At 68.3% G+C, this 26,521-nt stretch carries 23 protein-coding genes and 2 pseudogenes; 7 read left to right on the forward strand and 18 right to left on the reverse strand.

Features of this window, described 5'->3' with window-relative positions; translation table 11 throughout:
- Window positions 1–553: 553 nt before the first annotated feature.
- Genes OG972_RS00670 through OG972_RS00680 form a run of 3 tightly spaced genes read left to right on the forward strand, consistent with a single transcriptional unit; the run spans window position 554 to window position 5,628 of the window.
- Entirely contained in the window at window positions 554–1,495 is a 942-nt protein-coding gene (locus tag OG972_RS00670) for an ABC transporter ATP-binding protein (RefSeq protein WP_266977744.1), read from the forward strand.
- The gene (locus tag OG972_RS00675) at window positions 1,492–2,868 is read left to right on the forward strand and encodes an ABC transporter permease (RefSeq protein WP_266977745.1); all 1,377 of its coding nucleotides are present in this window, start codon (window positions 1,492–1,494) and stop codon (window positions 2,866–2,868) included. Before OG972_RS00670 ends, OG972_RS00675 begins: the two co-directional genes overlap by 4 nt.
- A gap of 6 nt (window positions 2,869–2,874) precedes the next feature.
- A complete protein-coding gene (locus OG972_RS00680) occupies window positions 2,875–5,628 on the forward strand; it encodes an alkaline phosphatase family protein (protein WP_266977746.1) in 2,754 nt (917 codons plus the stop codon).
- 76 nt (window positions 5,629–5,704) lie between these two features.
- Here OG972_RS00680 and OG972_RS00685 read toward each other — a convergent pair.
- The 7 genes and pseudogenes from OG972_RS00685 to OG972_RS00715 all read right to left on the reverse strand — a co-directional run.
- Window positions 5,705–6,080 (reverse strand): annotated as a pseudogene (locus OG972_RS00685) (transposase); the annotation flags it as partial.
- A 343-nt stretch (window positions 6,081–6,423) separates the two neighbouring features.
- On the reverse strand, window positions 6,424–6,675 hold the full coding sequence (locus OG972_RS00690; protein WP_266977747.1) for a helix-turn-helix transcriptional regulator: 252 nt from the start codon (window positions 6,673–6,675) through the stop codon (window positions 6,424–6,426).
- Window positions 6,675–7,283 (reverse strand): hypothetical protein, encoded by a 609-nt coding sequence (locus tag OG972_RS00695; RefSeq protein WP_266977748.1) that lies wholly within the window; start codon window positions 7,281–7,283, stop codon window positions 6,675–6,677. The genes OG972_RS00690 and OG972_RS00695 overlap by 1 nt, the downstream gene beginning before the upstream one ends.
- A 155-nt stretch (window positions 7,284–7,438) precedes the next feature.
- Complete coding sequence (locus tag OG972_RS00700) at window positions 7,439–8,236, reverse strand: hypothetical protein (protein ID WP_266977749.1); 798 nt, start codon at window positions 8,234–8,236, stop codon at window positions 7,439–7,441.
- A 247-nt stretch (window positions 8,237–8,483) separates the two neighbouring features.
- Window positions 8,484–8,948 carry a helix-turn-helix transcriptional regulator gene (locus tag OG972_RS00705; RefSeq protein WP_323135834.1) on the reverse strand — a complete coding sequence of 155 codons (465 nt, stop codon included), beginning with the start codon at window positions 8,946–8,948 and terminating at the stop codon, window positions 8,484–8,486.
- Between the two features lie 207 nt (window positions 8,949–9,155).
- Complete coding sequence (locus tag OG972_RS00710) at window positions 9,156–9,332, reverse strand: hypothetical protein (protein WP_266977751.1); 177 nt, start codon at window positions 9,330–9,332, stop codon at window positions 9,156–9,158.
- A 113-nt stretch (window positions 9,333–9,445) separates the two neighbouring features.
- Window positions 9,446–9,793, reverse strand: coding sequence for a hypothetical protein (locus tag OG972_RS00715; protein ID WP_266977752.1), 348 nt, complete (start codon window positions 9,791–9,793; stop codon window positions 9,446–9,448).
- A 152-nt stretch (window positions 9,794–9,945) separates the two neighbouring features.
- Between OG972_RS00715 and OG972_RS00720 the strand changes: the two genes are divergently transcribed.
- Complete coding sequence (locus OG972_RS00720) at window positions 9,946–10,929, forward strand: helix-turn-helix transcriptional regulator (RefSeq protein ID WP_266977753.1); 984 nt, start codon at window positions 9,946–9,948, stop codon at window positions 10,927–10,929.
- 194 nt (window positions 10,930–11,123) lie between these two features.
- A pseudogene (locus OG972_RS00725) lies at window positions 11,124–11,275 on the forward strand (IS701 family transposase); the annotation flags it as partial.
- Window positions 11,276–11,466: 191 nt separating this feature from the next.
- On the opposite strand, the gene OG972_RS00730 reads toward OG972_RS00725, so the two are convergent.
- The 3 genes from OG972_RS00730 to OG972_RS00740 all read right to left on the reverse strand — a co-directional run bounded on the left by OG972_RS00730 (window position 11,467) and on the right by OG972_RS00740 (window position 15,190).
- Window positions 11,467–12,072, reverse strand: coding sequence for a TetR/AcrR family transcriptional regulator (locus OG972_RS00730; protein ID WP_266977754.1), 606 nt, complete (start codon window positions 12,070–12,072; stop codon window positions 11,467–11,469).
- 32 nt (window positions 12,073–12,104) lie between these two features.
- Window positions 12,105–13,469, reverse strand: a complete 1,365-nt coding sequence (locus OG972_RS00735) for an MFS transporter (protein WP_266977755.1) — start codon at window positions 13,467–13,469, stop codon at window positions 12,105–12,107.
- Between the two features lie 521 nt (window positions 13,470–13,990).
- Window positions 13,991–15,190, reverse strand: coding sequence for a transposase (locus tag OG972_RS00740; protein WP_266977756.1), 1,200 nt, complete (start codon window positions 15,188–15,190; stop codon window positions 13,991–13,993).
- Between the two features lie 49 nt (window positions 15,191–15,239).
- On the opposite strand from OG972_RS00740, the gene tnpA reads away from it, so the two are divergent.
- Entirely contained in the window at window positions 15,240–15,668 is a 429-nt protein-coding gene (gene tnpA / locus OG972_RS00745) for an IS200/IS605 family transposase (RefSeq protein WP_266977757.1), read from the forward strand.
- Between the two features lie 304 nt (window positions 15,669–15,972).
- Here tnpA and OG972_RS00750 read toward each other — a convergent pair whose 3' ends face one another.
- From OG972_RS00750 to OG972_RS00785, 8 genes are all read right to left on the reverse strand, one after another.
- Window positions 15,973–17,469 (reverse strand): IMP dehydrogenase, encoded by a 1,497-nt coding sequence (locus OG972_RS00750; RefSeq protein WP_266977758.1) that lies wholly within the window; start codon window positions 17,467–17,469, stop codon window positions 15,973–15,975.
- Between the two features lie 252 nt (window positions 17,470–17,721).
- Window positions 17,722–18,219, reverse strand: a complete 498-nt coding sequence (locus OG972_RS00755) for a hemerythrin domain-containing protein (RefSeq protein WP_266977759.1) — start codon at window positions 18,217–18,219, stop codon at window positions 17,722–17,724.
- Window positions 18,220–18,473: 254 nt separating this feature from the next.
- Window positions 18,474–19,562, reverse strand: coding sequence for a hypothetical protein (locus tag OG972_RS00760; protein WP_266977760.1), 1,089 nt, complete (start codon window positions 19,560–19,562; stop codon window positions 18,474–18,476).
- Window positions 19,563–19,910: 348 nt separating this feature from the next.
- Complete coding sequence (locus tag OG972_RS00765) at window positions 19,911–20,906, reverse strand: helix-turn-helix transcriptional regulator (protein WP_266977761.1); 996 nt, start codon at window positions 20,904–20,906, stop codon at window positions 19,911–19,913.
- A 763-nt stretch (window positions 20,907–21,669) separates the two neighbouring features.
- Entirely contained in the window at window positions 21,670–22,440 is a 771-nt protein-coding gene (locus OG972_RS00770) for a type 1 glutamine amidotransferase (RefSeq protein WP_266977762.1), read from the reverse strand.
- Window positions 22,437–23,180 carry an amino acid ABC transporter ATP-binding protein gene (locus tag OG972_RS00775; protein WP_266977763.1) on the reverse strand — a complete coding sequence of 248 codons (744 nt, stop codon included), beginning with the start codon at window positions 23,178–23,180 and terminating at the stop codon, window positions 22,437–22,439. The genes OG972_RS00770 and OG972_RS00775 overlap by 4 nt, the downstream gene beginning before the upstream one ends.
- A 1-nt stretch (window position 23,181) precedes the next feature.
- On the reverse strand, window positions 23,182–24,294 hold the full coding sequence (locus OG972_RS00780; RefSeq protein ID WP_266977764.1) for an amino acid ABC transporter permease: 1,113 nt from the start codon (window positions 24,292–24,294) through the stop codon (window positions 23,182–23,184).
- Window positions 24,291–25,193 carry an ABC transporter substrate-binding protein gene (locus tag OG972_RS00785; protein ID WP_266977765.1) on the reverse strand — a complete coding sequence of 301 codons (903 nt, stop codon included), beginning with the start codon at window positions 25,191–25,193 and terminating at the stop codon, window positions 24,291–24,293. The genes OG972_RS00780 and OG972_RS00785 overlap by 4 nt, the downstream gene beginning before the upstream one ends.
- A 191-nt stretch (window positions 25,194–25,384) precedes the next feature.
- Between OG972_RS00785 and OG972_RS00790 the strand changes: the two genes are divergently transcribed.
- Entirely contained in the window at window positions 25,385–26,440 is a 1,056-nt protein-coding gene (locus tag OG972_RS00790) for a LacI family DNA-binding transcriptional regulator (protein ID WP_266977766.1), read from the forward strand.
- Window positions 26,441–26,521 lie beyond the last annotated feature (81 nt).

Consider the following 26,521-nt stretch of genomic DNA (forward strand, 5'->3'; position numbering starts at 1 on the left):
GGGGGTGCAGCGCATGCCCCCTCGGGCGCGGTGGGACCCCGAACAGGACCCGCACCAACGGCCCCTGCCGTACCGCTCCCTGCACTCGGCCCCTCCGACGAGGCCGCACGACGCTGCTCCGACGCCGGCACACAGGCCGACACTCCGGGCAATCAACCGGATTTCGGGCAGCGGTTGTTGCCCTTGCCGTCCGGCTGCGAGGCCGCGTGGGCGGTTCGGTCCTGCCTGCGCGGTGACACCGAGTGACCATCCCCGCCCCGGTGACTGACTTCTCGTCAATCCGCCCGCCGCGCCCCTCCGTCCATGCCGCCGGGTTACTTCTCAGTCAACCCCCCAGTAGCGAACATTGTTCGCGATCGCAACTTTTCCATCCACTCCTCTGCTTTTGATCAAGCAATTGCAAAGGGTGCTGGTCGAAGCATGGGCAGCTCGCGCCCGGTGACGACGTCGCATATGCCAAGTCGTTTCGTGTTCCATCACCATTCAACTCGCGGTCCCTGTGCGCAGCATGGCCAATCCCTATGGTCCTTGAGGCTCTTGAAGGAAAGGACCCATGGAACAACTCCTCGCAATCCGGGCTCGCGGCATCACTAAGAGTTTCGGTGACGTCGTCGCGCTCGACGGCATCGACCTCGATGTGACGCAGGGGCATATCCACGGCCTGGTCGGACCGAACGGCGCCGGGAAGACGACCTTGCTCGGTCTTCTGCTGGGGCTCGCGGTTGCCGACAGCGGTCGCCTCGAGGTCCTGGGTACACCGGTCGGGCGGGCACTCGACGCTCCCGACGGTGTCGCCGGCTTCGTGGACGGTCCCGCTCTCTACCCCTCGCTCACCCCACGGCAGAACCTCGCCGCGCTGGCCGCACTCCGCGGCCACGACGCGCGCACGGCGGGCATCGACGACGTACTCGCCGAGGTCGGCCTCACCGGCGTCGCCGACGACCGCACCCGCGGCTTCTCCCTCGGCATGCGCCAGCGGCTCGGACTCGCCGCAGCCCTGCTGACCAAGCCCCGGCTGCTCGTGCTCGACGAACCCTCCAACGGCCTTGATCCGGCGGGCAAGATGCACGTGCACGGTGTCCTCACCCGGCTCGCAGCCGACGGGACCGCCGTCGTCCTGTCGAGCCACAACATGGACGACCTCGAGGCGCTGTGCTCCGAGGTGACCATCGTCGCCACCGGACGCGTCGTCTTCTCCGGCCCCCTGAGCAAGCTGGCCGCCGACAGCCGTGAACTCGACTACCGGCTGCTCACCTCCGACCCGCAGGCCGCCCGCCGGGTGGCCGACGACGCGCCCGGGGTCCGGGTCGTCGACGACGCCGGGGTACGGCAGGACGCCGAACTGCTCGTCGTACGCGCCCTGATGCCCGCCCTCGACGACCTCGTGGTGCGGCTCGTGGAGGAGAGCGTCGCGCTGCGCGAACTCACTCCCGTGGTGTCGCCGCTCGAAGCCGCGTTCCTCGCCCTCACCGAGCAGCAGGAGGCCGGCCGATGACCGCGACCCTCACCCAGAGCCCGGAACAGGAACACGAGCCGGTGACCCGGGGCCGTCGCATCCCCGTCACCCGCGCCTGTCGCTTCGAGTTCGTCAAGCTCGTCTCCCAGTGGCGGATCCGCCTGCTGGTCCTCGCCTGCTGGATCGTTCCTGCTCTCTTCGTCGCCGGCGTGAGCCAGCAGGCCACGCTCCCCGTGGACACCCTCTTCGGGCGCTGGATGCACGCCTCCGGGTGGGCCGGCCCGCTGGTGATGCTCGGTTTCGCGGGGACCTGGGCGCTCCCGCTGCTGACCTCGGTGGTGGCCGGTGACGTGTTCGCCTCCGAGGACCGGCTCGGCACCTGGCGCCATTTGCTCGTGGCGGTCCGCTCACCTCGGCGGATCTTCGTGGCGAAGGTGGTCGCCAGCCTCACCGTCCTGCTGCTGCTCGTGGCCGGACTTGCGGTCTCCAGCACGGTCGGCGGCCTCCTTGCGGTCGGCAACCAGCCGCTGGTCGGCCTCGACGGCCACCTCCTGGCGCCGTCGGACGCCGCCGTTCAGGTCCTGCTCTCCTGGATCTGCGTCCTCGCTCCGACCCTGGCGCTCGCCGCACTCGGTTTCCTCGGGTCGGTCATGCTGGGACGGTCCCCGATGGGGCTGCTGGTGCCCGTGCTCGTCTCGCTCGCGATGGCGGTCGCCCAGATGCTGCCGCTCCCCGTGGCCGTCCGGGTCGCCCTGCCCAGCTACGCCTTCATCTCCTGGAACGGGCTGTTCACCGGCCCGCAGCAGCTCGGCCCGCTGCTGATCGGTGTCGTCGTCAGCCTCGTGTGGGCCGTGGTCGCCACGGCGCTGGCCTATGTGCTCTTCGTACGGCGCGAATTCACCAACCCGACCCACGACGGTTCGGGCCGCCGCGCCATCACCGTCGGAGTCCTGCCGCTCGTCGGGGTGGCCGCCGTGTCGTTCGCGGTCGTCGCCGCGACGACCTCGGCAACGGGCTCCGGGATCGAGCAGGACAAGGTGCAGCGTTCGGTCGCCACGGCGTTCGCGCACCTGTACCGCATGCAGACCGACGAACTCAACAGACCCGCCGTCACCGAGGCCCAGTTGAAGGCCACGGCGGCGTGCAGCAAGGGCCATGTCCAGGACCGCGCAGAGGGGCCGGGCAACGACTGGCGCTGCGTGGTCTCCTGGCATCTCCCCGGCGTCCAGACCACAGGTCAGGCCATCTACCAACTGGACGTCACCTCAGACGGGCGGTTCGTCGCCGATGGCGACGGACCCAAGGAAGTGAACGGCTACTTCCTGGTGCGGACCCCCAATGGGGACGCGCCGAACCCGATGTGGCAGTTCGACGGGAACGTCGAACTGCTCGATACCACCTCGAAGGGATAAGTCTCCATGCAGGTAATTCGGAAGCGCCAGGTCAGCCAGAAGGGCCAGTTCCACGTCCTCGGCAGACGAGTCGGGCGCCGGTCGCTCATGGTGACGGCGGGCATCGCGGTCGCCCTCGGCGTCACGGGCACGGCCGTAGCCTCCACGGCTCACTTCGGCACCCAGCAGGTCGGCCAGGTCACCGACCACGGCACCGTCGTCTCCGACGACCAGTACATCAACCCCTACGGTGACCGCACCGTCATCAACAGCGGCAAGATCATGTCGTCGGTCGTCAGCCCGGACGGCAAGCACCTGGCCGCCTCGGTCACCGACGGCGACGCCGCCCTGGTGATCATGGACCTGTCCACCGGCAAGATCGCGCAGAAGATCGGCACCAACGCGGCCGACAACCTGCGCATCAGCAGCAGCGCCGTGGGCCAGGAAGGCCCGACCTACTCGCCCGACGGCAAGTCGCTGTGGCTGGGCCAGGCCACCGGTTACACCAAGTTCACCGTCAACGCCGACGGCACCCTGGCCAACCCGGTCGCCGTGAACATCCCGACCGTGAGCGGCCACCAGGCCCTCGTGGGCGCCGCGGTGTTCTCCGCCGACGGCTCCACCGTGTACGGCGCGGTCAACGGCCAGAACAAGGTCGTCGCCATCGACGCCGCCACCGGCACCGTCAAGACGACCTGGACCACCGGCACCGCCCCGCGCGGCCTGGCCCTGGTCGGCGGCAAGCTGTATGTCTCCAACGAGGGCGGTCGCCCGGCCAAGGCCGGCGAGACCACCATCAACTCCTACGGCACCCAGGTCCCGGCGGACCGTGAGACCGGCGCCTCCACCACCGGCACGGTCAGCGTGATCAACACCGCCGACGCGTCCGCCGCCGTGGGCACCATCGATGTCGGTCTGCACCCGACCGCGGTGTACACGAAGAACGGCGTGCTGTTCGTCACCAACACCTCCGACAACAGCGTCTCCGTCATCGACAGCAAGAGCGACAAGGTCGTCCAGACCATCTCCACCAAGCCGTGGGCCGAGGCCTCGGTCGGCTACGAGCCCAACGCCGTCACCCTCACCGACGACGGCCGTCTGCTGGTGACCCTGGGCCGCGCCAACGCCGTCGCGGTCTACCGCTACTCGGGCGCGGCGCAGCCCGCCCGCTACGTCGGCCTGCTCCCGACGGACTACTTCCCGTCGGAGATCGCCTCCGTCGGTGGGAAGATCATCGTCTCCAACACCCGTGGTATAGACGCCCGTCGCTCGGCCACGGCCAAGCACGGCACCCACGACACCACGTCCAGCCTCACCACGTTCACCCTGCCGAGCGACGACGAGATCAAGTCGTACACGCCCAAGGTGTTCCAGATGAATGGCTGGCGCGGCGACTCGCTCAAGCTGTCCGAGAACAACGGCAACGTGCCCGCGGTTCCGGTCCCGGCGCGGCTCGGCGACCCCTCGACGATCAAGCACGTCTTCTACCTCGTCAAGGAGAACCGCACCTACGACCAGGTCTACGGCGACATCCCGCAGGGCAACGGCGACCCCTCGCTCACCACGTTCGGCGAGAACGTCACGCCCAACCAGCACGCGCTGGCCAAGCAGTTCGGCCTGTACGACAACTTCTACGACATGGGCACGAACTCCGCCGAGGGCCACAACTGGCTCACGCAGTCGGACAACCCGGAGTACACCGAGTCGTCCGCCGGTGAGTACACGCGCTCCTACGACACCGAGGACGACGTCCTCGGCCACCAGAAGTCCGGCTTCATCTGGACCGGTGCCAAGGCGGCCGGGAAGACCGTCAAGAACTTCGGCGAGTTCCAGACGCTGGAGCAGAAGCCGGCGGGTGCGAGCTGGCAGAACCTGTACTGCGACACCCAGGACATGGCCGCGACCGGGTCGCCGTCCAAGTACCCCATCAAGACGGGCTCGGCGATCCCCTCGCTGAACGACGCGACGGTGCAGGGCTTCCCGAAGTTCGACACCAGCGTGCCGGACGTCTACAAGGAGCAGGTCTGGGAGCAGGACTTCAAGAAGAACGGTCCCGCGAACCTGAACATGTTCTGGTACTCCAACGACCACACCGGTGGCCCGGCGAACTCCGCCGCCCAGGTCGCGGACAACGACCTCGCGGTCGGCCGCACGGTCGACGCGATCACGCACAGCAAGTACTGGAAGGACTCGGCGATCTTCATCGTCGAGGACGACTCCCAGGCCGGCCAGGACCACGTCGACGGCCACCGCGCGCCGGTCCAGATCATCAGCCCGTACGCCCAGCACGGCGTCGTCGACAGCCACTACTACTCGCAGGTCACCACGGTCCGCACCATCGAGCAGATCCTCGGGATCCACCCGATGAACCAGATGGACACCGCGGCCACCCCGATGTTCGGCGCGTTCACCAACAAGCCGGACAACACGCCGTTCACCGCCGTGCCCAACCGGACCTCGCTGACCCTCGGCGTGAACCCGGCGCCCACCTGCGGCACGGACACCCCCGCACCGCAGAACCCGGCGGCGGCCGCCGCGCCCACGACGACGGCCGTCCCGGCGGCGCAGCAGCCGCTGGCGGACGAGTGGAAGAGCTGGGCCTCCAAGCAGCGTTTCACCGGCCCGAACGCCGTGCCGGACTACGCCAACCCGGCCCAGATGGACCGCTACACCTGGTACGACACCCACAACTTCAACAAGCCCTACCCGGGTGACAAGAAGGTCTACGCGCCCAAGGACGTCCCCGGCGCCAACCTCCCGTCCGCCGAGAACGACGGCTGACGCAGTAGACCGGTCGGCATAGCCTGACCGTCGTCAGATGGCCCCTGGCCGGCATCCGCCGGTCAGGGGCCATCTGCGTTGTCGGCTTGGAGAAGGTGAGGACACCGCCGTGCTTGCGGGGCTGCCCGCCGCGCGGGGTGGAACGCCGGGGGCCTGCGTCACGGAGCATCACCCGGTCCGAGCGCAGCCGGCCGACCAGTTCGACGGGCAGGTCGGCCAGGACGTAGGCGAGGCGGGTGACGTCGTAGCCGGAGTCCATGACGACGAGGATGTCCGCGTCGCCGGGCCGCCACTGCCCGGCCCGCACGAGCCGGACGACGACGTCGCGGAGCTGGGCGGCGGTCACCGCGGTGGCGTCGTCGGCCGGGCCCAGACGGACGGCGTCCAGCACGGCGGTCCACGATGTGCGTCCCGTTTCCAGGGCGGCAACGGAAGGAGAAGGGCCAGCCGGGATGGACCGAGGCTGGCGTGTGACCGCGGCTGCACGAGGTCCTCCTGGCGGACACGGGTGATCTTGGTCGAGAACCCCTCTACCAGGAGCTTCGTCGTTCCGTGCAGCTCCTGTCTTCAACATCCTGCCGCTGCCGCCAAGTTGAAAAGGCTCAGTAGCGCAACTACTCGTCGCCTGTCGAGTGTGTGGATGCAGACTTCCTGAACCACCTCACTCCAGCGGTGATTCCTACGACGATCAGGGCGACGACCAAACCGATTGCAACCTTCGCCCCTGTGTCCATCGTTCCGTACACGGATGCTCTCCCTAATCATATTGAGCGGCAAACCATCGAGGCCCGGTGGTTAGTTTTCTGCACTTTCACCCTCACCTGTCCGAATGGTGAGGATGTCGCCGGGTTGGCACTCCAATACTTCACAGATGCGCGTGAGTGTGCTGAAGCGGATCGCTTTTGCGCGACCGTTCTTGAGTACAGACAGGTTGACATTTGTCACGCCCACCCGGGCGGCAAGTTCGGCCAACGTCATTCCACGACGCTGAAGAAGCTTGTCGAGATGAACAACGACAGCATGACCGTCGCCTTCTTCGGGGGCCATTAGACGAGTCCTTCGAGGTCTTCTCGCATCCTGGAGCCGGCACGAGTGATCCGGGCGAAAGTGAGTAGACCAAGACCAGTAAATATGGCCAGATAAGGCGCGTTCCAGGCCTGAAGCCAGGAGACGGCTGTGAGATCCACACCGCGGGCCAGTGACGCCAGGAGGGCCGCCTGCGAAACAGCAGCGATGGTCGCAGCAGCGACGCTGCCCGCGAGGAGCCACCACCCCAGCAGTCTCAGCCGGGTGGCGGTCTGAAGAGTGTGCACTCCGTCGCGTGACGCGCCGCGGAGCAGCAGGTTGAGGAGGAAGAGGCCCCCAACACTCAAGGCAAGTGACGCCAGAGGGCTGAGGCCGGCCAGGACGTTCTGCGCGGTTGTTGCGCTCTCTGCGCAGTAGCGCGGAACGGAGCCGACGCTGGCGCCCGGTTCAGGGGTGAAGTCCCGCGCCGCGTACGAGCTGTTGGAGGTCCAGTCTGTGATGCAGACACTGCCGCCACCCCAGCCGTGGACCGTGGAGAGGATGAATGCGGCGACCATCAGAGCCATGAGTAGACGCAGGGCCACCGAGACCACGGTGGCGATGGGTTCGAGCAGCTTCTGGTCCTGCATCACAGCATCCACCCCGCTTATCGATTAACGTTGTTATCGAAAAACGATACATGAGCGGGGGTGGCGAGGGAACCCCCGGATCAACGCGGTCGGGGGTGGTGCAGGCGGCGCGCACCGTCTGCACCACCCCCGGCCTGGAGACGCGGTACGGACTGCTACTTCAGGTAGCCGCCGACGAAGCCGCGGTAGTCGCCCCACACCCGCTCGCGCGCAGACCAGGAGCCGAGGCCACCCTTCCAGGTGGCCGTCCAGACGGTCTCCGACTGGGCGTTGTCGGCGGGCGGGGAGGAGATCCACTCGGACACCGCAGTGTTGGAGAACGAGGCGGCCGGGACGTAGTTGTAGTGAGAGGCGCTACCGGGGTAGACCTTGGTCGTGTCTGTGCCGTTGACCTGGTAGTTGGTGCGGACGCTGACCTTGGTGACGCGAATACCGAAAACTGTGTCGTAGACCGTGTATGAGGCCCACATGTCCCTGTAGGAGGCTGCGGCCGCCATGACAGTGCTCTTCTGGACTTGCGGTGCTAGCGGTGCGGCCTCTCCGGTCTCGGTCACGGTCTCGACCGCGTGCCCCGCGCCGAGCACCTTCGTGGACGATCCCTCTGTGGGTGGCATGTCGGCCGCCTCGTCGCCCAGCTCGCTAACCGCCTGGGTGTACGCCTGGGTCGTATTCGAGTCACTGATCACCGTGAGGAATCTGAACTGATCCATGAAATTGAGTGCCTTGAACTGCGTGGCGATGTCGGCAGCCTCGGCGTCGCCCGCAAGCGCCCTGCCCTCCAAGTAGGCGATGTAGTTCTCGGTGGTGGTGGTGGGCCCCGGAGGCTGCACGCCCCCAGCGGCGGAGGCCTGGCCCGGCAGGGCCACCAGTGCGAGGCCGGCCACCGTGGCGGCAACCACACCAGTGATGCCAGCTCGCACGGACTTCCGGTTAGAGGTCTTCAGACTAATCATTGGAGACTCCTCTTGATTGAAATGAATGACGCTTATCCGTGATGCAATTAATTCATGTAGAGATTGGGTGGCCAGGGTTCCTGACGGAATCCTCAGCGTCTGCATTTAAGGTGCATTTGGGCATCATTCAGCCCTGCTACAGAAACCTAGATTTCTGAGAACTCGATCAGAAATCCTCACCCTTGCGATTTCTTCCTTGTTCCTTCTTGCTGCCCTAAGCATTCCGTTAGGGCCACCTGTCCGGCAATTAGACTTTCGGCATAACCGGATCGGCGGTGATGCAGGAGCCGAGACGGTTCGACTCGCCCATGCCCGTAGATACGACAGCGCACGGGCACGGATTCAGATAGGAAACGGCGGTGACGGCAGCGGCTGTTCGGCTTTCCAGTCCCAGTTTCAGGAGGATGCGCCCGACATGAGCCTTAATGGTTCCCTCGGCAACGCCGAGACGTCGAGAGATCGCGTGATTCGTTCCGCCTGTTGCGAGCAGGAGGAGAACTTGGTGTTCACGCTCCGACAGCTGGGGGATTCGGCGGGCAGCCGGCCTCAGGTCAGGGAAGCCCTGTATCGGGCCTGCCTGCACATAACTGACATCTCCATACATGGCAATTCGCAATCGGTCGACGCGGATCGGTAACTGGCTTGCGCACTGGAGTGGGTCGTTGCTCTGCGGACGGAGGAAGACACGTCCGGACTCTCCTGCGGATTGCATCCCTCTGATGCCGCTGCCCTTGCCGGTGCCGGGCTGCTCGGTGCGCGTGGGGCACGAGTCAGCCGGTCATCTGCGCAGCTGTCTGCCGATGAGGCAGTGGCGGGGTGATGGCGCAAAAAGGCCGAGATCGACAGCTGTTCTGCGGGGCTAGTTACGAGTACGGGACGGGATCCCGGCGGCTGATGCCCGCCTGGGCAGCCAGCAGGGTTATCCCCAATCGAAATCGTGGGACTGTCCCGGCTTTTCGTCGCCGGCCCAGGTGCCCGCAGCGGCGGCCGGCGGGGGCGGGGTGGTCTCCGCTGTGGTGGGAATGGCGGTGATGAGGAGGGCTCCGACAACGGCGGCGGCGACCGCGGCGGCCTTGGCGAAACGGATGGCATACATGGTGAGTGACCTTTCTGGGCCATGAGCAGTAAGGGGGAGTTCACCGGCCCCAGGTCCCGCGGTGGCCTGATCTCCGGTGGTGCCGACTGAGCTTGTCGCCCTGCTGGCAACAACTACTTTCCTCGTAGGTCAGACCCCATGTAAGGGTTCTCTGGTGGACCCAACGGGCCATGGACCAATGGGGCCAGCAGCGGCGCTTCGGCCCGCACGAGCGTCCACGTGGACAACGACGGCTCCTGCCGCAGTGCGCGGTGACAGACTGCGGCTACGCGCTCTTCGGCCTGGTGCAGCGAGTCGGCCAGTACGTAGACACCGACGATGGGGTGGGGGGCGGCGCCGGGGTGGGCTGTGACGTGCTCGACCTGTTCCTGGCTCAGTGCCCATGCGTGGATGAGCTCCGCCGTTTGGTCGGTGAGCACGGCTCCCGTAGGGCCCTTGAGATGGGCATGGATGAGATACATGGTCCCAGGATTCCAACTGGGGCGAACTACTTACCACTTGATCAAGCTGGACGATTGGGGCCTTGGACTGAAGCGGCCACGTTTGCGGCTCAGCCTCTTGGCATTTACAAGATCCATGGAATTATCGCTGTCCACACCTTGAGGGGGGCCTCTTGCTGACTACGCTTGGACTCGACCAGGAGACAGAAACCCTGTATCGGGCGATGCTCACGTATCCGGCCGAGGGCGTCGCCGCGCTGTGCGAGCGACTCGGCATGCCCGAGGAATCAGTCCGTGGCGGCCTCGACCGTCTGAGCGAACTAGCTTTGGTCAGGCCCTCGCAGGAAGAGCCCGGACAGATCAGAGCGGTCAGCCCCGAAATCGGCATGGAGATGCTGCTGGCTCGCCAGCAGGCCGAGCTGGCCGCGCAGCAGCAACGTATCGAAGCCTCCCGGGCTGCCGCGGCCCGGCTCATCGCGGAGTGCGCGGACCTCAGGCCGTCTGCAGCACATCCAGGCGTTGAGCACCTGGTCGGCCTCGACCACATCCGCGACCGGCTGAACCTGCTCGAGCGCGAAGTGCGCGAGGAAGTAATGATCTTCTCGCCCCAGAACGAGCACATTGTTGCGGGACTCGAGCAGGCTCGGCCGCGCGACGAGGCGCTGCTTCGGCGGGGTGTGCGGATGCGGACCATCTATCTGGACAGTGTTCGCAACTGCCCACCCATCGTGGAGTACGCGGAATGGCTTACCTCGCTGGGCCGAGAAGCACGAACCGTCGCCGCCCTGCCCACTCGGATGATCATCATGGACCGGGCTTCCGCTGTTATTCCGGTCAACGGAGACGACACCGCGGCAGCGGCTGTCGTGCTCAGCGGCCACGGAACCCTGATCGCGCTCTGCGCGCTCTTCGAGAGCGTGTGGGCGAGCGCAACCCCACTGGGGGCAAACGCACCTCGTGATAAGCACGACCTGACCGACACGGAGTCCACGACGCTGAAGCTGCTCGCCGAGGGACACACGGATGAGGCCATCGCCAAACGCCTTGGTGTCTCACACCGGACTGCCCGCCGCATCGCCACCACCTTGATGGAGCGGCTCGGTGCTCGAAGCCGCTTCGAAGCCGGAGTGAAGGCTGTACGACTCGGCTGGCTCTAGTGATCCAGCAGGATTTCGCTGTCTGAGCTGCGGGTTTCGCTGGGCGGCTGGAGTGTAGCGGGCTGGTGGGTGGTCAGGGGCGGTCTCACGGAGACCGCCCCTCGAACGTGTGCCGCCGCCTCTGGTAGTGGCAGCGACCAGGGAAACCTCCCGGTGTGATCACCGGGCGTGCTGCCGAACACTGGAACCTCGAACTGGACGACCTCTTCCTGACCATCGGCCACCGTTTCCGCCGCGTCGAGCTCCGCCGTCGTATGCGCGACTACGTGCGCGGTCTGCTCGCCCCGGTAGCCCGGAAGAACAGCTGGCAGCCGGCCTGCTCGTCCGGCCAGGACCGCCGGGGCTCGTACTCCTCTTCCACCGCCAGGTCGCAGGAGGGCATCCTGTCCCCCGGCGGACGCACACCGTACCGGCGGCGCTGCTCGGTCCCCGTGAGCGTGGATTGCGCACGTCCTGTCCGCAGCTTCGCGCGCGAGTCGGCGCATCCGGCCCAGCCGGCCGGCGGCGGTCGGGGGCGGGAACGGTCCCCCTGGACCTTCAGCTTCCCGGGCTGGTGGTCGCGGGCTCCGCGAGCGGCGCCGCGTCGAGCAGGGCGGCCGCGGCGGCGCGGGCGGTGGTGGAGGCCGAGGGGTCGCGGTCCATCCGCGCGGAAAGTGCGGCGCCGTCGTAGAGCAGGTGCAGTTGGCGGGCCAGCCCCTCGGGGTCGGCGTAGCCGGCCTCGGTGGCCAGTTCGGTGAACAGGCCGCGCACCCAGGCCCGGTAGTCGTCAGCCGCGCGGCTGATCGAGCTGTCGTCCGGCGCCTCGGCGGTGGCCCGCACGAACGCGCAGCCGTTGTACTGGGGGGCGGTGAAAAGCTCGCCCTGTGCGTCGAAGACGCCGAGCAGGCGTTCGCGGGGGGTCCTGAAGCGGGTCAGGGTCCGCAGGATCCGGTCCTGGATGCGCGTCTTGCGGGATTCCAGGTAGGCGCAGACCAGGCTTTCCTTGTTCCCGAAGGTGTTGTAGAGGGATGCCTTGGCGACTCCGGCGTGCTCGATGATGCGGTCGATGCCAACGGTCTGCACGCCTTCGCTGTAGAAGAGCTCGTTGGCGGCCTCGAGCAGGCGCTCCCGTGCAGACGGCTTCGTTGCGGTCCTGGTTGCCATGACGATCACCCCTTCAGACAGATCGGTCTATTCTAGCCGGAGACGGTTTGCGGCACCCGTGCGGTCTGCGGTGCGGGTGCGGCCTCGGGGGTGGAGCCGGCTGCCGTCCGGAGCGCTGCCACCGGCTCCGCGCGGCGGCCGCTGAGCAGCAGGCCGGCCAGCGCAGCGGCCGTCAGCACGATGACGGCGATGCCGTACTCCCGGGCGGTCTGCAGCAGTCCGCCTCCGTGCACGACCAGCACGCCGCCGATCACCGCGGGTACGCCCAGGCCCAGGTAGGACACCACGTACAGCAGGGACAGCACACCGGCCCGCTCGTGCGGCTCCGTCTGCGGCATCACCATCCGGATGCCGCCCTGGAACCCGCTGCCGAAGCCGAAGCCGGCGATCGCGCTGCCCGCGAAGAACCCGGTCGCGGCGGCTGGGCCGCCGGTGCCCGGGCCGATGGACACCAGGGTGATCGCCACACCGGCAATCAGTGCGCCGGCGCCGAGCAGCATCACCGTGCGCGTCGAGGTACCGCGCAGCACCAGGACGGCCAGGCCTGCGGAACCGGCGAGCACGAACAGCGGCAGCCCGCCCCACACGACGGAGGTGGAGTGCACCAGGGTCCGGATGATGGCCGGGCCCAGCGCGCCGTAGAAGCCGGCCAGGGCCCACACCGCGAACAGTACGGGGGCGGCGATCGCCACCGGGGTGCGAACGGCCTTGGGCAGCTTGATCTCGGGGACCATGCCGGCCAGCGCGCCCGGCTTGCGGCTCACCGTCTCGCGCAGAGCGAGCACACCGAGCGCCTGCAGGACAAATATGCCGAGCAGTACGAAGTAGACGAGGCGGGTGGGCACGGGCAGGTACTGCACGATCAGCCCGGAGACCAGGGCGCCGCCGGCGGTGCCCACCGCGGGCGCGAAGGAGTTCAGGAACCCTCCCCTGCGCGGGTCGATGTCGAGCATGCCGGCGCCGATCGCGCCGAGCGCGGCGCCGGTGCCCACGCCCTGGACGACACGGGCGGCCAGCAGTGCGTCCACCCCGCCGGCGGTGGCGAAGACGACCATTGCCGCGGCCTGCCCGGTCAGCGCCGCCAGCAGGACCGGCCGGCGGCCGACGTGGTCGGAGATCTTGCCGAGGACCAGGAGCGAGACCAGCACAGCGAGCGCGTAGACGCCGAAGACGGTGGTGGTGGTGATCGGCGAGAAGCCCCAGCGCTGCTGGTAGATCGCGTAGAGCGGGGTCGGGGCACTGGATGCGGCCAGCAGCGACACGACGATCGAGGCGAGCAGGGCAAGGGAGGCAATGGGTCCCGGGCCCCGTCGTCGCCGGTGGGCGGCGTACGCAGGAGACCGTCGTACGGGGCTGTTCGTACGGGCGGCGTAGCGCGCAGTGGGTGTCAGGCTCATGGGTCAACCTCAGGGTTAGACAGGTCTGTCTAGTACAGGAAAAAGATTAGACAGATCTGTCTGATCCGGTCAAGCGAAAGGTTCATGCTCCAGGTCACGCGGCTCTACCGAGCGGTCTGATTGTTTTGTTCACGCAGGTTCGCGGCGGGGGCGGGCACCGGCGGCGCGGACGGGGAGCCGTCCCGGCGAACATCACGAGACGCACGTGACGCACGAGACGCACAAACCGTCATGGACACGCCCCTCTTTGCGGCCGCGGGAGGCGTCGGTGGACGGGAGGGGCCCGAGCCCCGGAGCGCACCCGGTGAGCGGGCCGCCGGGCTTGGACGACGCCACGAGACGCCGCGCGCGTGGGGCGAGACCGACGACGCCGCGAGCCCGGGCGGCGGCACACCGGCCTTTTTGCCGGGGTGTCCGGCCGGCAGCCGTCGGCACCGGTGACCGGCGCGAGTGGTCGCGACCGATGTGACTGTGCTGTCTCCGTCGTGACTCCTCCGCCCCGTGAACGGGGTGGCTTCTCGCTATGCCGGTTGGGCTTCGCGACGGACCAGCCCGGCCCGTAGGACGTTGAGAGCACCGACGGTGTCCGCGTGCGCGTTGTGGCCGCAGGCGACGCAGTGGAACGTCTCCTGTGTGGGCCGGTTCTCCTTGGCGGTGTACCCGCATACGGGGCACCGCCGGGAGGTGTTGCGGGGGTCCACGGCCATCACTTCCCGCCCGGCGCTCTCAGCCTTGGCGTTCAGGATCGCGAGGAACATTCCCCAGCCGGCATCCGATATCGAGCGGTTGAGTCCGGCCTTGGCCGCTGCCCCGTTGGGCAGGAAGCTGCCCGGCTGGTCGGGGTCGGGCTTCGGTTCGGGGGCCTTGCTCATGTTGCGGATCTTGAGGTCTTCGTGCGCGATGAGGTCGTGCTCCCGCACGAGGCCGAGGGCGGTCTTGTGGGCGTGGTCCAGGCGCTGACGGCGGACGTTGCGGTGCAGACGTGCCACCGTCTCCGCGGCCTTACGACGGCGCTTGCTGCCCCGCTTGCACCGGGCGAGGGCCTGCTGCGCGGCTTCGAGCTTCGCGGCGGCCTTCGCTCCGTGACGGGGGTTGGGCACGAACTCGCCGCCCGAGTCGGCGAGGAAGTTCGCTATGCCCAGGTCGATGCCGATCATGCTGCCGGTCGCCGGCAGCGGCTCGGGCTGTTCCTGGTCGGCGGTGAGGATGACGTACCAGCGCCGCCCTTCGCGCTTGACGCTGATCGTCTTGACCTTGCCGGCCACCGGCCGGTGCCGGTGCACCTTGACGTGCCCGACGCCCTGGAGGCGGACGCGGGTGACGGGGTCGTGCGCGGTGGCATCCCAGCGGCAGCCGTCTCCGTCCTTCGGGAAGTCCACGGTGTCGAACCGCTTGCCCGAACGAAAGCGCGGATACCCCGGCTTCTCCCCTGCCTTGACCCGACGGAAGAACGCGGAGAACGCCTTGTCCAGCCGTCGCAACGTCGCCTGCTGAGAAGAGAACGACCAACGGCCCTGACGTTCCGGGTCGAATGCCCGGATGTCCTTGAGCTGGGCGGACTGCTGCCCGTATCGGACCGTCGTCTTCGAGCTGTGCCGGTAGGCGTCACGGCGTTCTTGCAACGCGCCGTTGTAGAGCGAGCAGTGATCGCGCAGCATCTCGCGAAGGGCCTGGTCCTGCCGGGCGGTGGGTCGCAGGAGGAACTTGTACGCACGGATCATTCAGTCCACCCCCTCCGGCTCGAATCGACCTTAACCGTAGCATTGGTTCATGTCACCACGTTGGGAACCAAACCCTGACGTACGGCGCGGCCGTCACGTCGTCCACCACCTCCACGCGCATTTGGTGTTCGTCACCAGGTACCGGCGGACCGTCTTCAACGACGAGATGCTGACACGCTGCGAAGAGATCATGCGAAAAGTCTGCGAGGACTTCGAGGCAGACCTGATCGAGTTCAACGGCGGAGAAGACCACGTGCACCTGCTCGTGCATTACCCGCCGAGGGTCGCCCTGTCGAACTTGGTCAACAGTTTGAAGGGCGTGTCCTCGCGCCGGCTGAGGCAGGAGTTCACCGGCCACGTCAACCAGGCCATCATGCACGGCCGCTTCTGGTCCGGCTCCTACTTCGCGGGGTCATGCGGCGGCGCACCCCTCCACGTGGTCAAGGACTACATCGAGAACCAGAAGCGGCCCGACTGAGCGCGGCTCCGCGGGCGAGGCGTTCCGGAGCGAAACTGCGGCGCTCCGCGCCGCAGGGTTCAGGATCGGATTCCCTCCCCGCCTGAAGGCGGGGATTCCCTCCGAAGAAGAGGGATGGTTGCCGAGCTCGTCGACGGCGGTCTTGCAGGCACGGCTGTGAACACGGTGCCGGCCAAGGCTCTCGGTGCCATTCGCGGGCGGACAGCAGCCAGTGCGCAGAGTAAGGACTACTGGCAGGAGGGGGCTATTCGACCGTGCGCTGTTCCGCTCCCACCAGTAGGCCTCGATGGGCCTCGGCAGCTTGTCAGGACACCGTCGCCGGGGTGTCCCGCAGGGTGACGTTGGCGTGGCTCTCCTGGAAGCTCTGGTCCGAAACGAGGGTCAGCCGGGCCGTGGACTGGAACTCTGCCAGGGTGGCGGAACCGCAGGAGACCATCGTGGTCCTGAGCTTGGCGACGGTCAGGGCGAGCCCTTCGTTGAGGTCGCCTGCGTAGGGGACATAGCCGTCCACGCCTTCCTCGAAGACCAGCCCCTGACCGCCCTGACCGTAGCGCTGCCAGTTACGGGCACGGTTCGAGCCCTCACCCCAGTACTCCTTCACGAAGCCGTCACGGGTGGGCAGTTTCGCGCCGGCCGCCTGGTCGAATCGCGCGAAGTAACGCCCCATCATGACGAAGTCCGCCCCCATCGCCAGCGCCAGAGCCACGTGGTAGTCGTGCACCAGCCCGCCGTCGGAACAGATCGGCACATACTCGCCGGTGCGCTCGCGAAAGGCATCCCGTGCCGCCGCAACATCCAGCACAGCGCTGGCCTGGCCGCGGCCGATGCCCTTCTGGTCGCGAGTGATGCAGATGGAACCGCCGCCCACACCGACCTTGACGAAGTCCGCCCCCGCCTCGGCGAGGAAGGTGAACGCCTCGCCGTCGACCACGTTGCCACCGCCCACCGGAATCTCGGGATAATGCTTCTTCACCCAGGTCAGGGCCTGTGCTTGCCAGTCGCTGTAGCCGTCGGACGAGTCGAAGCACAACGCGTCCACGCCCGCCTCCACCAGAGCCGGAACGCGCTCCTGGTAGTCATGGGTGTTGACGCCCGCGCCCACGCGCAGGCGCTTGGCGGCGTCCACGACCTGATTCGGGAATCGCTTGTTGTCCGTGTAGTCGGATCGGAACACCAGATACTGCAGGTTGCCCTCGCCGTCCAGCACCGAGAGGCAGTCCAGCCGTTCGTCCCACAGCCGGGTGTTGGCCTCGGACAGCGTGGTGTCAGGCCCCGCATGGGGCAAGTCGGCGATGGCGGTCATCCGCCCGCTGACCGGTTCGGCCAGGTCGTGGCGTTGAGGGTGGAAATCGCGGGAGGTCACCAGGCCGAGCAGGCGGCCGGTGGCGGTCCCGTCGTGGGTGACCGCGGCGGTGCTGTGACCTGTGCGGCGCATGATGTCGACCAGGAAACCCAGGCTGTCGTCAGGCCGGACGTTCGTATCGCTGGTGACGAATCCGGCCTTGAAGTTCTTCACTTGGCAGACCGCTGCGACCTGCTCCTGGATCGACTGGTTGTGGTGCAGGAAGCTCAGACCGCCGTTGCGAGCGAGCGCGATCGCAAGTTCCGGTGTGCTGACGGCCTGCATGATCGCGGACGTGAACGGGGAGTGCAGCTCGATCGTCGACGGCTCGCCCACAATGTGCCGCACCAGCGGCGTGCGCAACTCGACCGTCGCAGGCGAGCAGTCGGTCCGGGTCCGGTTGGGCAAGAGCAGAAACTCGTTGAACGTCCGTGAGACCTCGGCGATGATCTGTGCCACTCGTTCCTCCTGGCCCGTCGGCCGGGGCCCGACTGCCCCGGCGTGAAGATCGCCCCCGGTGTCCCAGGGCCCAGGTGGGCAGGGGTCAGCACGGCAGCCGTGGAGGTGCCACAAACTTGGCAGAGCCCTGACCGGCCCGTGGATCGAACGGGGTGCGGTCGTGACCTGGCACCTTATCGATTGCCCAGCCGCTGCACGAATCGTGCCCCCTCAGCAGTAGAGGTGGCAGATCGCGCCGTCGGCGTCGACAAGCTACTCCCCGGCCTCCGGGTGCGCCTCGCGCCAGGCGGCCGCCGCCCGGTTCCAGTCGTCTCCGGTCAACGCGGTGAGCGAGGCGGGGAAGAGCCCGTCCTCCTCCTTGGCGATGTGCCGGTACAGTTCGTCCACGGCGTCGAGGAACCTCCGGCGGTCGTCCGGATCACCGAGGTCGGCCGTGGCCAGCAACTGGTCCAGTTCACGGTGTTCGCGTTCGAGGTTCGCGATGTACGCCGCGTACTCGGCGTCCTGCCGCATCACCGCGAACAGGCCGTTCTCCTCGCCGCGCCAGTGCGCCCGAAGCACTTCGGCCATGCCGCGCAGCAGCCCCTGGGCCGCGGCGGTCTCGCCTCGTGCCAGCGCCCGGACCGCGCTCCCCGCGAGGTCGGTCGCCATCTCGTGCTCGACGATGAGGTCCTTGATCAAGGAGATCTCGCGGCAGCCGCAGTAGTGACACACCCGGAAACCACCCTTGCTCAGGAGCCGATGCGCCACCACCCAGGACGCTGCGGACGCGGGCCCAGGCGTCACGGCTCGCGGCTGCGGCAGACGATGTCCGAGTGGAACGCTACTGCGGCCGGGCGCTGAACATGTGCACCAGCCGCGTGAAGGACCTGGGACGCCGGGATCGGGGAGAAGCCGGCGATCCGGCCCGGGCCATGGGTCCCGAGGGAACCCTCAGCCCCCTGGGGCGGCCAGCAAGCTCGCCCCCCCCAGGGGCTGAGGACCCGCGACCGGCCGCGTCGCTATCAGGACTGGGCCAGACGCTGGAACATGGCGTCGATCTGGGCCTGGTTGGCGATCAGGGGCAGAGTGTCGAAGTACAGCTCCCACTCGCCCGCCGGACCGAAGCGCTCCACGATCCCGAAGGGGACGTTCGTGCCCTTCGTACTGGTGACGGTGCCGTGCCACTCCACGAAGGTGTGCGTGCGGCCGAACGCGACCTGGCCCGGCTTCAGCCGGACGTCGGCGTGGTCGAAGAGCCGGCGGAGATAGGCCGCCTTGCCGTCGGCGGTCCTGAGGGGCGCGGCGAGGCCGGGCGCGGTCAGGCGGCCGGGTCCGGCGCCGCCGACGAGAGCGTCGACGTCCTCGGTGTTCCAGGCCGCGAGCCGCGCCGTGATGTCCCCGGCGCGGAAGGGGTGCGGCGCGGGGCCCCGGCCGGCGTCGGCCGCCGGGCCCATGTCCGCGTCCGGACCCGTGTCCGCGACACCCTCGAACAGGTTGCGCAGCTCCGGGGCGGCGGAGCGGAACACGGTGTACCGGTCGTAGTAGCGTCGGGCCTGGATCGTCTTGCCGTCGTCGGAGAGGACGTTGCGGGCAATCTGCGGGTAGCCGACCTTGTGGCCCTTGATGGTGACCTCGTTCCACTGGCCGAACATCACCACCGCACCGTCCGCGACGACTTCGGTGCCCCGATAGCGCAGGTCCGGTACGAGACCCAGCGAGCCGACGATGGATTTCCCGATGACGGAGTGCCCGCGCTGCGGATTGCCCCCGGCCTCCCAGAGGGTGGCCTCCGGGTCGAAGATGTCGAGATAGGCGGCGACCCGCGGGTGTTGGACCTCGCCCGGCTGCGGCGGCGTCCCGGTGGGGGTCTCGCCGAATGTGATCTGCCGCTTCATGAACGCGCAGGCGTTGGGGGTGATGGTCCCTTCCAGCGTGCCGACCTTGTCACGGACCTCCGCGCACGCGACCGAGGCCGGTGCGGCGGCGGCCGTCGCGTGCAGCGCGGCTCCCGCGTCGGTGTTCGTGTTCGTGTGTGCCGTGCCGAACGCTATCCCGGACACCATCGCGACCGTGACGGCTCCCGCACGCCCCAGCATCTGCGTACCGCGCATCTTCGACCTCTCACCCGTCGTAGGGGGAACAACCGTGACCTCAGGCCCTGGTGGTGTGCGCGTCCCGCGCTCCCCGGCCTGTGACGGCAACCCTGCCTGCGTCAGCTCCGAAGATCGATTACCTGCCAGGTAATGGGCCCCGGCCCGGGGCGGGAGGGATGACGCACGACAGGCGGTGGTGACGGGTAGGCGTGATAGGGGGTGAGTAGCTGTTTGAAGTTCCCCGTGGGGCTGGACAGCCTGATACTGGGACGGCCAGTCCCGGAGGAAGCAGTTCCCAGTAGTGAGCAAGAACAGCAACACGAGCAAGCGGTGCACGGCCGAGTTCAAGCGGGACGCGGTTGGTTTTCAGTGCGTAGGTGTGGACGGTTCCTCACCCGCCAGCAGCGCCAGTCCGAGCGGGGTCAGGCTGTGCAGGACGGACGGGCCCGTCCGGGCGGTGTCCACCAGTCCGGCGTTCCGCAGAACGGTGGCGTGCTGGCTGGCCGTTGCCAGGGAGATCCCGACACGTTCGGCGAGCACGGTTGTGGTGGCCGGGACGCGTAGAACGGCGAGCACAGCGGCCCTTGTCCGGCCCAGCAGTGGCCCCAGCACGTCGAACGAGAAGGCCGGCTCCTCGGCGAGAAGCATCGGATGGACCAGGACCGTCGGCTTCTCCGGCCGGTACATCACCAGGGCGCTCACCGCGAACCAGGACGGTACGAGCAGCAGTCCGCGGCCGCACAGTGGGATGTCGTGCCGGGATGTCGACGGGAGGGTCAGTACGGGCGCCTGCCAGCTCCATGTGGGGCTGAGCGTGGTGAGCAGGGCGTCGACCCCGCCGCGTAGCAGCATCTCGGCGCGCACCGCCCGGTCGGCCATGGCGTCGGCCCTCACCCGTGGCCACAGCGGGGCGACCGTCGAGGTGAAGTACGCCTGGAGGTCGCGCTGCAGGGCCCGCCGTGCCGCCGGTGAGCCGTTCGCGAGCTCTCGCGCCCACCGGCTCGGCTGCTCCAGGGATCCGTTCCACCCGGGTGTGTCCGCCAGGCCCAGGTCCAGGGCCAGTTGTTCGGCGGAAGTTGCGGTGACGAGGTCGAGTGCGGTGGCGAAGTCCCGGGCTGTCGGCTGTTGAAGGAAGTCCGGCAGGAATCCGTTGCGGGGAACCAGGTCGAGCAGGGCACCGGGCCGGGGGCGGGTCTCCTGCATCGCTTTGTGCCACTGGCTGAGGGCGGGGCGCGTGGGGCCCCGGGTGGCCGTCCCGCCCCGCAGACGTCGCACGCTGAGCGCCGTTTCCAGCAGGGCGTCGGGAGCCTGGGCCACCGTGACCCGGCAAAGGTCGGCGTCGGTGAAGTGTAAGCGGATCACGCCGCCTGATTATCGGCCCGGCCACGCCTTTGCGCGAGGGCCGAAAGGCGTGGCCGGATCACGTATCGGCCAGGCTCCCGTGCGGCACGCCGGTCCGTGAACTCCTGGAGGTCCCGACGATGCGCGCCACCTGACGATTCCTCTGTCATCTCCTCGCCGCCGTCTTCGGCGGTACTCCCGAGCGGGCCGTCGCCCGCCCGCTGCCTCGCACCTATGTCGTCTTTGACACCCCCGGCGTCCTGCCGGAGGGGATCGCCGTGCCGGAGGGGGCGCGGCCGCCCTGGGCAGCTCGAACCGTGGCTGGACATCCGGTCCGCGTCCGCGCAGTTCCCGGCGCAGTACTGGCTGCTCAACGGCATCGTGGCGGGCCGCACGGGCACCACGGAGACGCAGAGAACTCCGGCGCTCCGCCCCTCCGGGCCAAGGATGTGTTTCCCTCCCCGGCTGAAGCCGGGGATACCCACGCATGATCAGGGGTGGGCCTCACGCCCGTCGATCGTCGAGGACGGTGCGTGCGTCAGGGTGCTGCGCACCTGCGGCGGCTCCACCGGCTACCGTCTCCCTGCCGGCGGACAGCTGAGCGACGGTTTCGGAGGTGCCGGAGCAGACCTTGTGCCCGGGTGTTCTCGGTGCGCACCGGGAACCGTGTGAGGACGCGGGGAGTGTGGCGGTTTCGGGGCCCCCTGTCGACCGGTTGCCCGGCGGGGAGGACCGGTTGACTGGCCATGCCCGCAGCCCGGCCGGTCCGACCGTCGTCGGGCCCTCATGGCCGCCGCTCCACTGGAATGCGCTGTCGGGCGGACGGGCCTGGACCGTCGGCAACCATGTACCCCCACTGCTCGGCGAAAGCCCCCCAGAGCGTGCGCAGCCGTTTCTCCTCGCGCCCTACCTCGGCAACGACTTCGCCCGGTTCAAGGCCCAGGGCGTGCAGCGGAGCGACGTCTGCCGCGCCCCAGGTGCGTATGTCATCGGCCAGCACCTCGGGGTGGAACTGAACACCCCACACGGCCGTGCCGATCCGGTACGCCTGGTGGGTGCAGCGCTCGCTGGTGAGCAGCGGAACGGCGCCCTCGGGCAGGGTGGCCGTCTCCTCCCAGTGCCACTGCACTGCGCGCAACCAGCTGTCCTGGTCCACGAGGGGTGCGAACAGTGGGTCGGTGACGGCCGCTTGATGGGGTATCAGGTCGTTGAGTCCGACCTCGGGCAGGGCGGCGTGCCGGACCTCGCCCCCGCAGGCCACTGTCAGCAGTTCCATGCCCAGGCAGATCCCCAGTGTGGGAAGGTCCCAGGTTACGGCCTGCCGCAGCAGTTTCCGCACCTGCGGCAGCCAAGGTGCCTGCTCCTCGTCGTGCGGGCCCATGGATCCGCCGAGGACCAGCAGCCCGTCGTATGCGTCCAGGGTTCGGGGCAGTGTGTCGCCGGCCCAGGGGCGGCAGAGGTCGATCACCAGGCCCTGTTCGGCGAGGCGTTCACCGAACTGGGCCGGGCCCGTGCCGTCCTCGTGCTCCACGACGAGCACCCGCGCGCCGCTCACAGCCGCCCCGCCTCGACGATGCGGCGCAGGAAGGCGCGGGTGCGCTCCTGCTGGGGGTCGCCGAAGATCTGTTCGGGCGGCCCTTCCTCCAGCAGTACGCCCTGATGAAGAAAGCACACCTTGTTCGACACCTCCCGGGCGAAGCCCATCTCATGGGTGGCCAGCAGCATGGTCATGCCGCCCTCGGCCAGTTCGCGGACGATGGCCAGTACTTCGGCGACGAGTTCGGGGTCGAGGGCCGAGGTGATCTCGTCGAGGAGCAGTGCGCGGGGGCCGGTGGCCAGGGCGCGTACGATGGCCACCCGCTGTTGCTGACCGCCGGAGAGCCGGTCGGGCATGCTGTCGGCCTTGTCGGCCAGGCCGACGCGCGCGAGCAGGGCGCGCGCCTGCTCCTCGGCCTCGGCGCGCGGTATCCCGCGCACCTGCATCGGCGCGAGGGCGACATTGCGCACCGCGCTCATGTGCGGGAACAGGTTGAAGTGCTGGAAGACCATGCCGACATCGCGTCGCAGCCGGTCCACATCGGTGCCGCGGCCGGAGGCGACGTCACCGCCGACCCGGATCTCACCCCCGCTGATCTCCTCCAGGCCGTTGATGCAGCGCAGCAGGGTGGACTTGCCGCTGCCGGAGGCGCCGATCAGGGTCACCACCTGGTGCTGGGCCACGGTCAGGTCGATGCCGCGGAGCACGGGGGTCTGCCCGTAGCTCTTGTGTACCCCGTCGATCTCGATGAAGGCCATGTCAGGCTCCCTTGCCGCGGCGCTGCTCACGTGCCACCAGCCGGTCCACCAACCGGGCCTGCGGGATCGTGATGAGGATGAAGAGCGCCGCGACCACGGTCACTGAGGACAGGTTGAAGTGGTTGGACGCGAAGATCTTCGACTGGTTGAAGGCGTCGATGGTGCCGATGACGTTCACCAGCGCGGTGTCCTTCTGCAGGCTGATGAAGTCGTTGAGCAGTGGCGGTACGACGCGGCGGGTGGCCTGCGGCAGCACCACATGGCGCAGCGTGGCACTGTGCGAGAGGCCGAGTGAACGGGCCGCCGCGCTCTGGCCGGGTGCGATGGACTCGATGCCGGCCCGGAACACTTCGGCGACGTACGCGCCGTAGGTGAGGGTGAGCGCGAGGATCGCGAACCACACCGGGCTGAGGGAGCTGAGCACCGGCACCTCGGCGAGCGGCAGTCCGAAGCCGATCAGATAGATGACGATGATCGCCGGTACGGCGCGGAAGCCGTCGATGTACGCCGTGGCGAGCAGTCGCAGCGGGCGGCCGGTACGCCCCGGTGCCATCCGGGCGAGAGCGAGCGCCAGTCCCCAGACGAGGATCAGGATCTGCGCGGCGACGGCGATGAAGAGGTTGGTCCCGAACGCGGAGGCGGTTTCCCGCAGGCTGATCCCGATCACTTCGCCGTCGAGGAAGGTGCGTTGCACGGCACGGTCATTGGCGAACAGGAACCAGACCGCGCCGAGCAGGACGAGGGCGGCCAGGCACCAGCCCAGTACGGTCCGGGCGTCCTCACGGCCTTCGGAGGCGGCCCGCCGGGCGTCGGCCCGCCGGTCCTCGGACCAGGCCGCGGCGGCCGCGCGGCCCGAGCGCACAGCCCGCAGCGCGGGCCTCAGCAGGGTGAGCACGGCGACGGCCACGACGACTGCACCGCCGGCGACCGGCAGGCCAAAGCCGGGCAGGACCTTGCTCACGGACTGGGCAGTGGCGGCGGTCAGTGTCACGGTGACCAGGACGGCCGCCACTGCGGCGGCCGCGAGCGGCAGCGCCGGCCGGGGCGGGGTGGCCTTCGGCGGCTCGGTCCGCTCGGCCTTCAACACTGTCAACAGATCGGAGGACACGGTCATTTGGCGCTCCACACCGCGATCGTCGCCGGGTCCCCGCCGAAGGCCTCGGCCAGGTAGGTGGAGGAGAGCTTGTCGAGCGTGCCGTCCTTCTTCATCGCGTCGATGGCCCCGTCGAGGGCGGCGGAGTTCTTGCCGCCCTTGGGGTACAGCGCTCCGTACGACTCGCCGGTGTCGTACTGCCCGATCACCTTGAGCTTGCCCTTGGATTCCTGGGCCTTGCCGAGCACGATGGCGACATCGGTGAGTGCGGCGTCGATCTGGCCTGCCTGGAGCGCGGCCTGCAACTCGACATCGCCCGCGAACACTTTCGGCTGGCTCTTCGGGTGGAGGCGGTCGCGGACGAAGTCGGCGCCCGTCGTGCCCTGCTTCACGCCGAGCCGCAGGCCCCCGATGTTGTCCTTGGTCACCTTGGACCCGGACTTGACCAGCACGCCGATGTCGGAGGAGAAGTACGGCGATGAGAAGTCCACCACCTTGCGGCGGGCGTCGGTGATGGAGATCTCCGCGAGCGCCATGTCGAAGTCCTGGGCCTTGCCCGCGACGAGCGCGTCGAAGGACACATTGCGCACGGTGAGCTTGGACAGGCCGGCCCGGTAGGCGAGATTCGCGGCCATGCAGTACTCGTATCCGCTGTCGATCTGACGCACGGTGTCGCCGTTCCACCAGCCGGGGCTGGGAAGGTCACCGACCACGGTGAGAGTGCCCTTCTCGACGGTCTTGAGGTGAATCGAGCCGCGGGCGCCGGTCACCTTGCACTTGCCGTAGGCGCGGGACCCCTTGGCATCGGTGGTGTGGGTGGTGGAGTCATCGCTGCCGACCGCGGAACCGCCGCAGGACGTGAGGGCCGCGAGCAACGCGGCGGTGAGTGCGGGCAAGGCAAACGTACGGACGCTGCGCATGGAGCTCCTAGAGGAGAGGTGCCGGGAAGCAGTGGCGCCACATTGCCCAAAACGTTTTTGTACGTCAAGACCTCGAGGTCAGCGAAAGAAAAACGTTTTGGGATTCGAGGGTGCGGACAGACCGTTCTCTGGCACTCTTGAGGCCGCCGCGCGTTGGAGCTCGGTGGATGACACGGAAGGGCGACCAAAGCATGACCAGCCGGAAATCGACACGGGCCGGGGAGGTCGGCCGGCGGATCGGTATCCGCGACGTGGCGCAGGCCACCGGCCTGTCCATCACCACCGTGTCCCACGCCCTGCACGGCAAGGGCCAGATCGCCCCGGCCACCCGCGAGCGCGTCCGCCGCGCCGCCGAGGAACTCGGCTACCGCCCCGACCCCGTGGCCCGCGGACTGGTCTCCGGACGCACCGGCATCCTCGGACTGGCCGTAGGCCATATGTCGGACCGCCCGTGGGCCGGCACCTACCGCCCGTACTATGCGGCGTTCTCCGCCGGCGCCACCATGACCGCCGTCGAGCGGGACTACGCCCTCGTCGTCGTCCCGAGCGATCCGGCCTCCGGGCTGTGGGCCCGCGTCCCCATGGACGGCCTCATCATCGTCGACCCGGTACGGGAGGACCCGCTGCTCGCGGACTGCGCACGCCGCCGCATGCCGGTGGTCACCGACGGCCGCCCCATCGATCCGGGATACGAGGATGTACCCACCGTGGAGAGCGACTTGGAGCATGGCATGGCCGAAGTCCTCGACCACCTGCGGGACTCCGGCGCCAGACGGGTCGGTCTCCTTTCGGGCCCGGAACCCGACGCGTACACCCAGGACTCCGAGCGCCTCTACCGCGAGTGGTGCGCCGCGGCCAGCCGGCCGGCGCTCGTCGAGACACCGGCTGCCTCCGAGGATCCGGTGGAGGCGGCGCTACGACTTCTGTCCGGCCCCGACCGCCCGGACGCGGTCCACGGCCTCAACGAGACATACGGCCAGGCCCTGGTGATCGCGGCCCGGAGGCTGAACCTGCGCATCCCCGACGACCTGATGGTCAGCGTGATGCGCGAGAGCGACCAGTCCTGCGGCACCGAGGACTGGGATGTGCCGCTGACCGCCCTGAGCCTGGACGCGCGCCGCCTGGGCGCCGAATCCGTGACAATGCTGATCGATGTCCTGGACGGAAAAGCACCGCGCAATGTGATGGTGCCGTGCACCGTCGTGGTCCGGAGGTCCACACTCCGTACGTCAACTTCTCGGCCGTAGACGACCGAGCTTGTTGGCTCGGTCGTCTACGCCTTGTCGCGCTCCCGACTGCCCCCTACGACAGGGCGGTCACGGGTCGCA

Source organism: Streptomyces sp. NBC_01669 (assembly GCF_026339735.1).
Taxonomy (GTDB): Bacteria; Actinomycetota; Actinomycetes; order Streptomycetales; family Streptomycetaceae; genus Streptomyces; species Streptomyces yanii.

Coding starts and splice junctions, on each gene's coding strand:
- OG972_RS00680 (WP_266977746.1), top strand. CDS start 2,875: ATGCAGGTAATTCGGAAGCGCCAGGTCAGCCAGAAGGGCCAGTTCCAC.
- OG972_RS00775 (WP_266977763.1), bottom strand. CDS start 23,180: ATGGCCTTCATCGAGATCGACGGGGTACACAAGAGCTACGGGCAGACC.
- OG972_RS00700 (WP_266977749.1), bottom strand. CDS start 8,236: ATGATTAGTCTGAAGACCTCTAACCGGAAGTCCGTGCGAGCTGGCATC.
- OG972_RS00705 (WP_323135834.1), bottom strand. CDS start 8,948: ATGCAATCCGCAGGAGAGTCCGGACGTGTCTTCCTCCGTCCGCAGAGC.
- OG972_RS00670 (WP_266977744.1), top strand. CDS start 554: ATGGAACAACTCCTCGCAATCCGGGCTCGCGGCATCACTAAGAGTTTC.
- OG972_RS00730 (WP_266977754.1), bottom strand. CDS start 12,072: ATGGCAACCAGGACCGCAACGAAGCCGTCTGCACGGGAGCGCCTGCTC.
- OG972_RS00735 (WP_266977755.1), bottom strand. CDS start 13,469: ATGAGCCTGACACCCACTGCGCGCTACGCCGCCCGTACGAACAGCCCC.
- OG972_RS00740 (WP_266977756.1), bottom strand. CDS start 15,190: ATGATCCGTGCGTACAAGTTCCTCCTGCGACCCACCGCCCGGCAGGAC.
- OG972_RS00695 (WP_266977748.1), bottom strand. CDS start 7,283: ATGCAGGACCAGAAGCTGCTCGAACCCATCGCCACCGTGGTCTCGGTG.
- OG972_RS00790 (WP_266977766.1), top strand. CDS start 25,385: ATGACCAGCCGGAAATCGACACGGGCCGGGGAGGTCGGCCGGCGGATC.
- OG972_RS00780 (WP_266977764.1), bottom strand. CDS start 24,294: ATGACCGTGTCCTCCGATCTGTTGACAGTGTTGAAGGCCGAGCGGACC.
- OG972_RS00715 (WP_266977752.1), bottom strand. CDS start 9,793: ATGTATCTCATCCATGCCCATCTCAAGGGCCCTACGGGAGCCGTGCTC.
- OG972_RS00675 (WP_266977745.1), top strand. CDS start 1,492: ATGACCGCGACCCTCACCCAGAGCCCGGAACAGGAACACGAGCCGGTG.
- OG972_RS00760 (WP_266977760.1), bottom strand. CDS start 19,562: ATGCGCGGTACGCAGATGCTGGGGCGTGCGGGAGCCGTCACGGTCGCG.
- OG972_RS00710 (WP_266977751.1), bottom strand. CDS start 9,332: ATGTATGCCATCCGTTTCGCCAAGGCCGCCGCGGTCGCCGCCGCCGTT.
- OG972_RS00690 (WP_266977747.1), bottom strand. CDS start 6,675: ATGGCCCCCGAAGAAGGCGACGGTCATGCTGTCGTTGTTCATCTCGAC.
- OG972_RS00785 (WP_266977765.1), bottom strand. CDS start 25,193: ATGCGCAGCGTCCGTACGTTTGCCTTGCCCGCACTCACCGCCGCGTTG.
- tnpA (WP_266977757.1), top strand. CDS start 15,240: ATGTCACCACGTTGGGAACCAAACCCTGACGTACGGCGCGGCCGTCAC.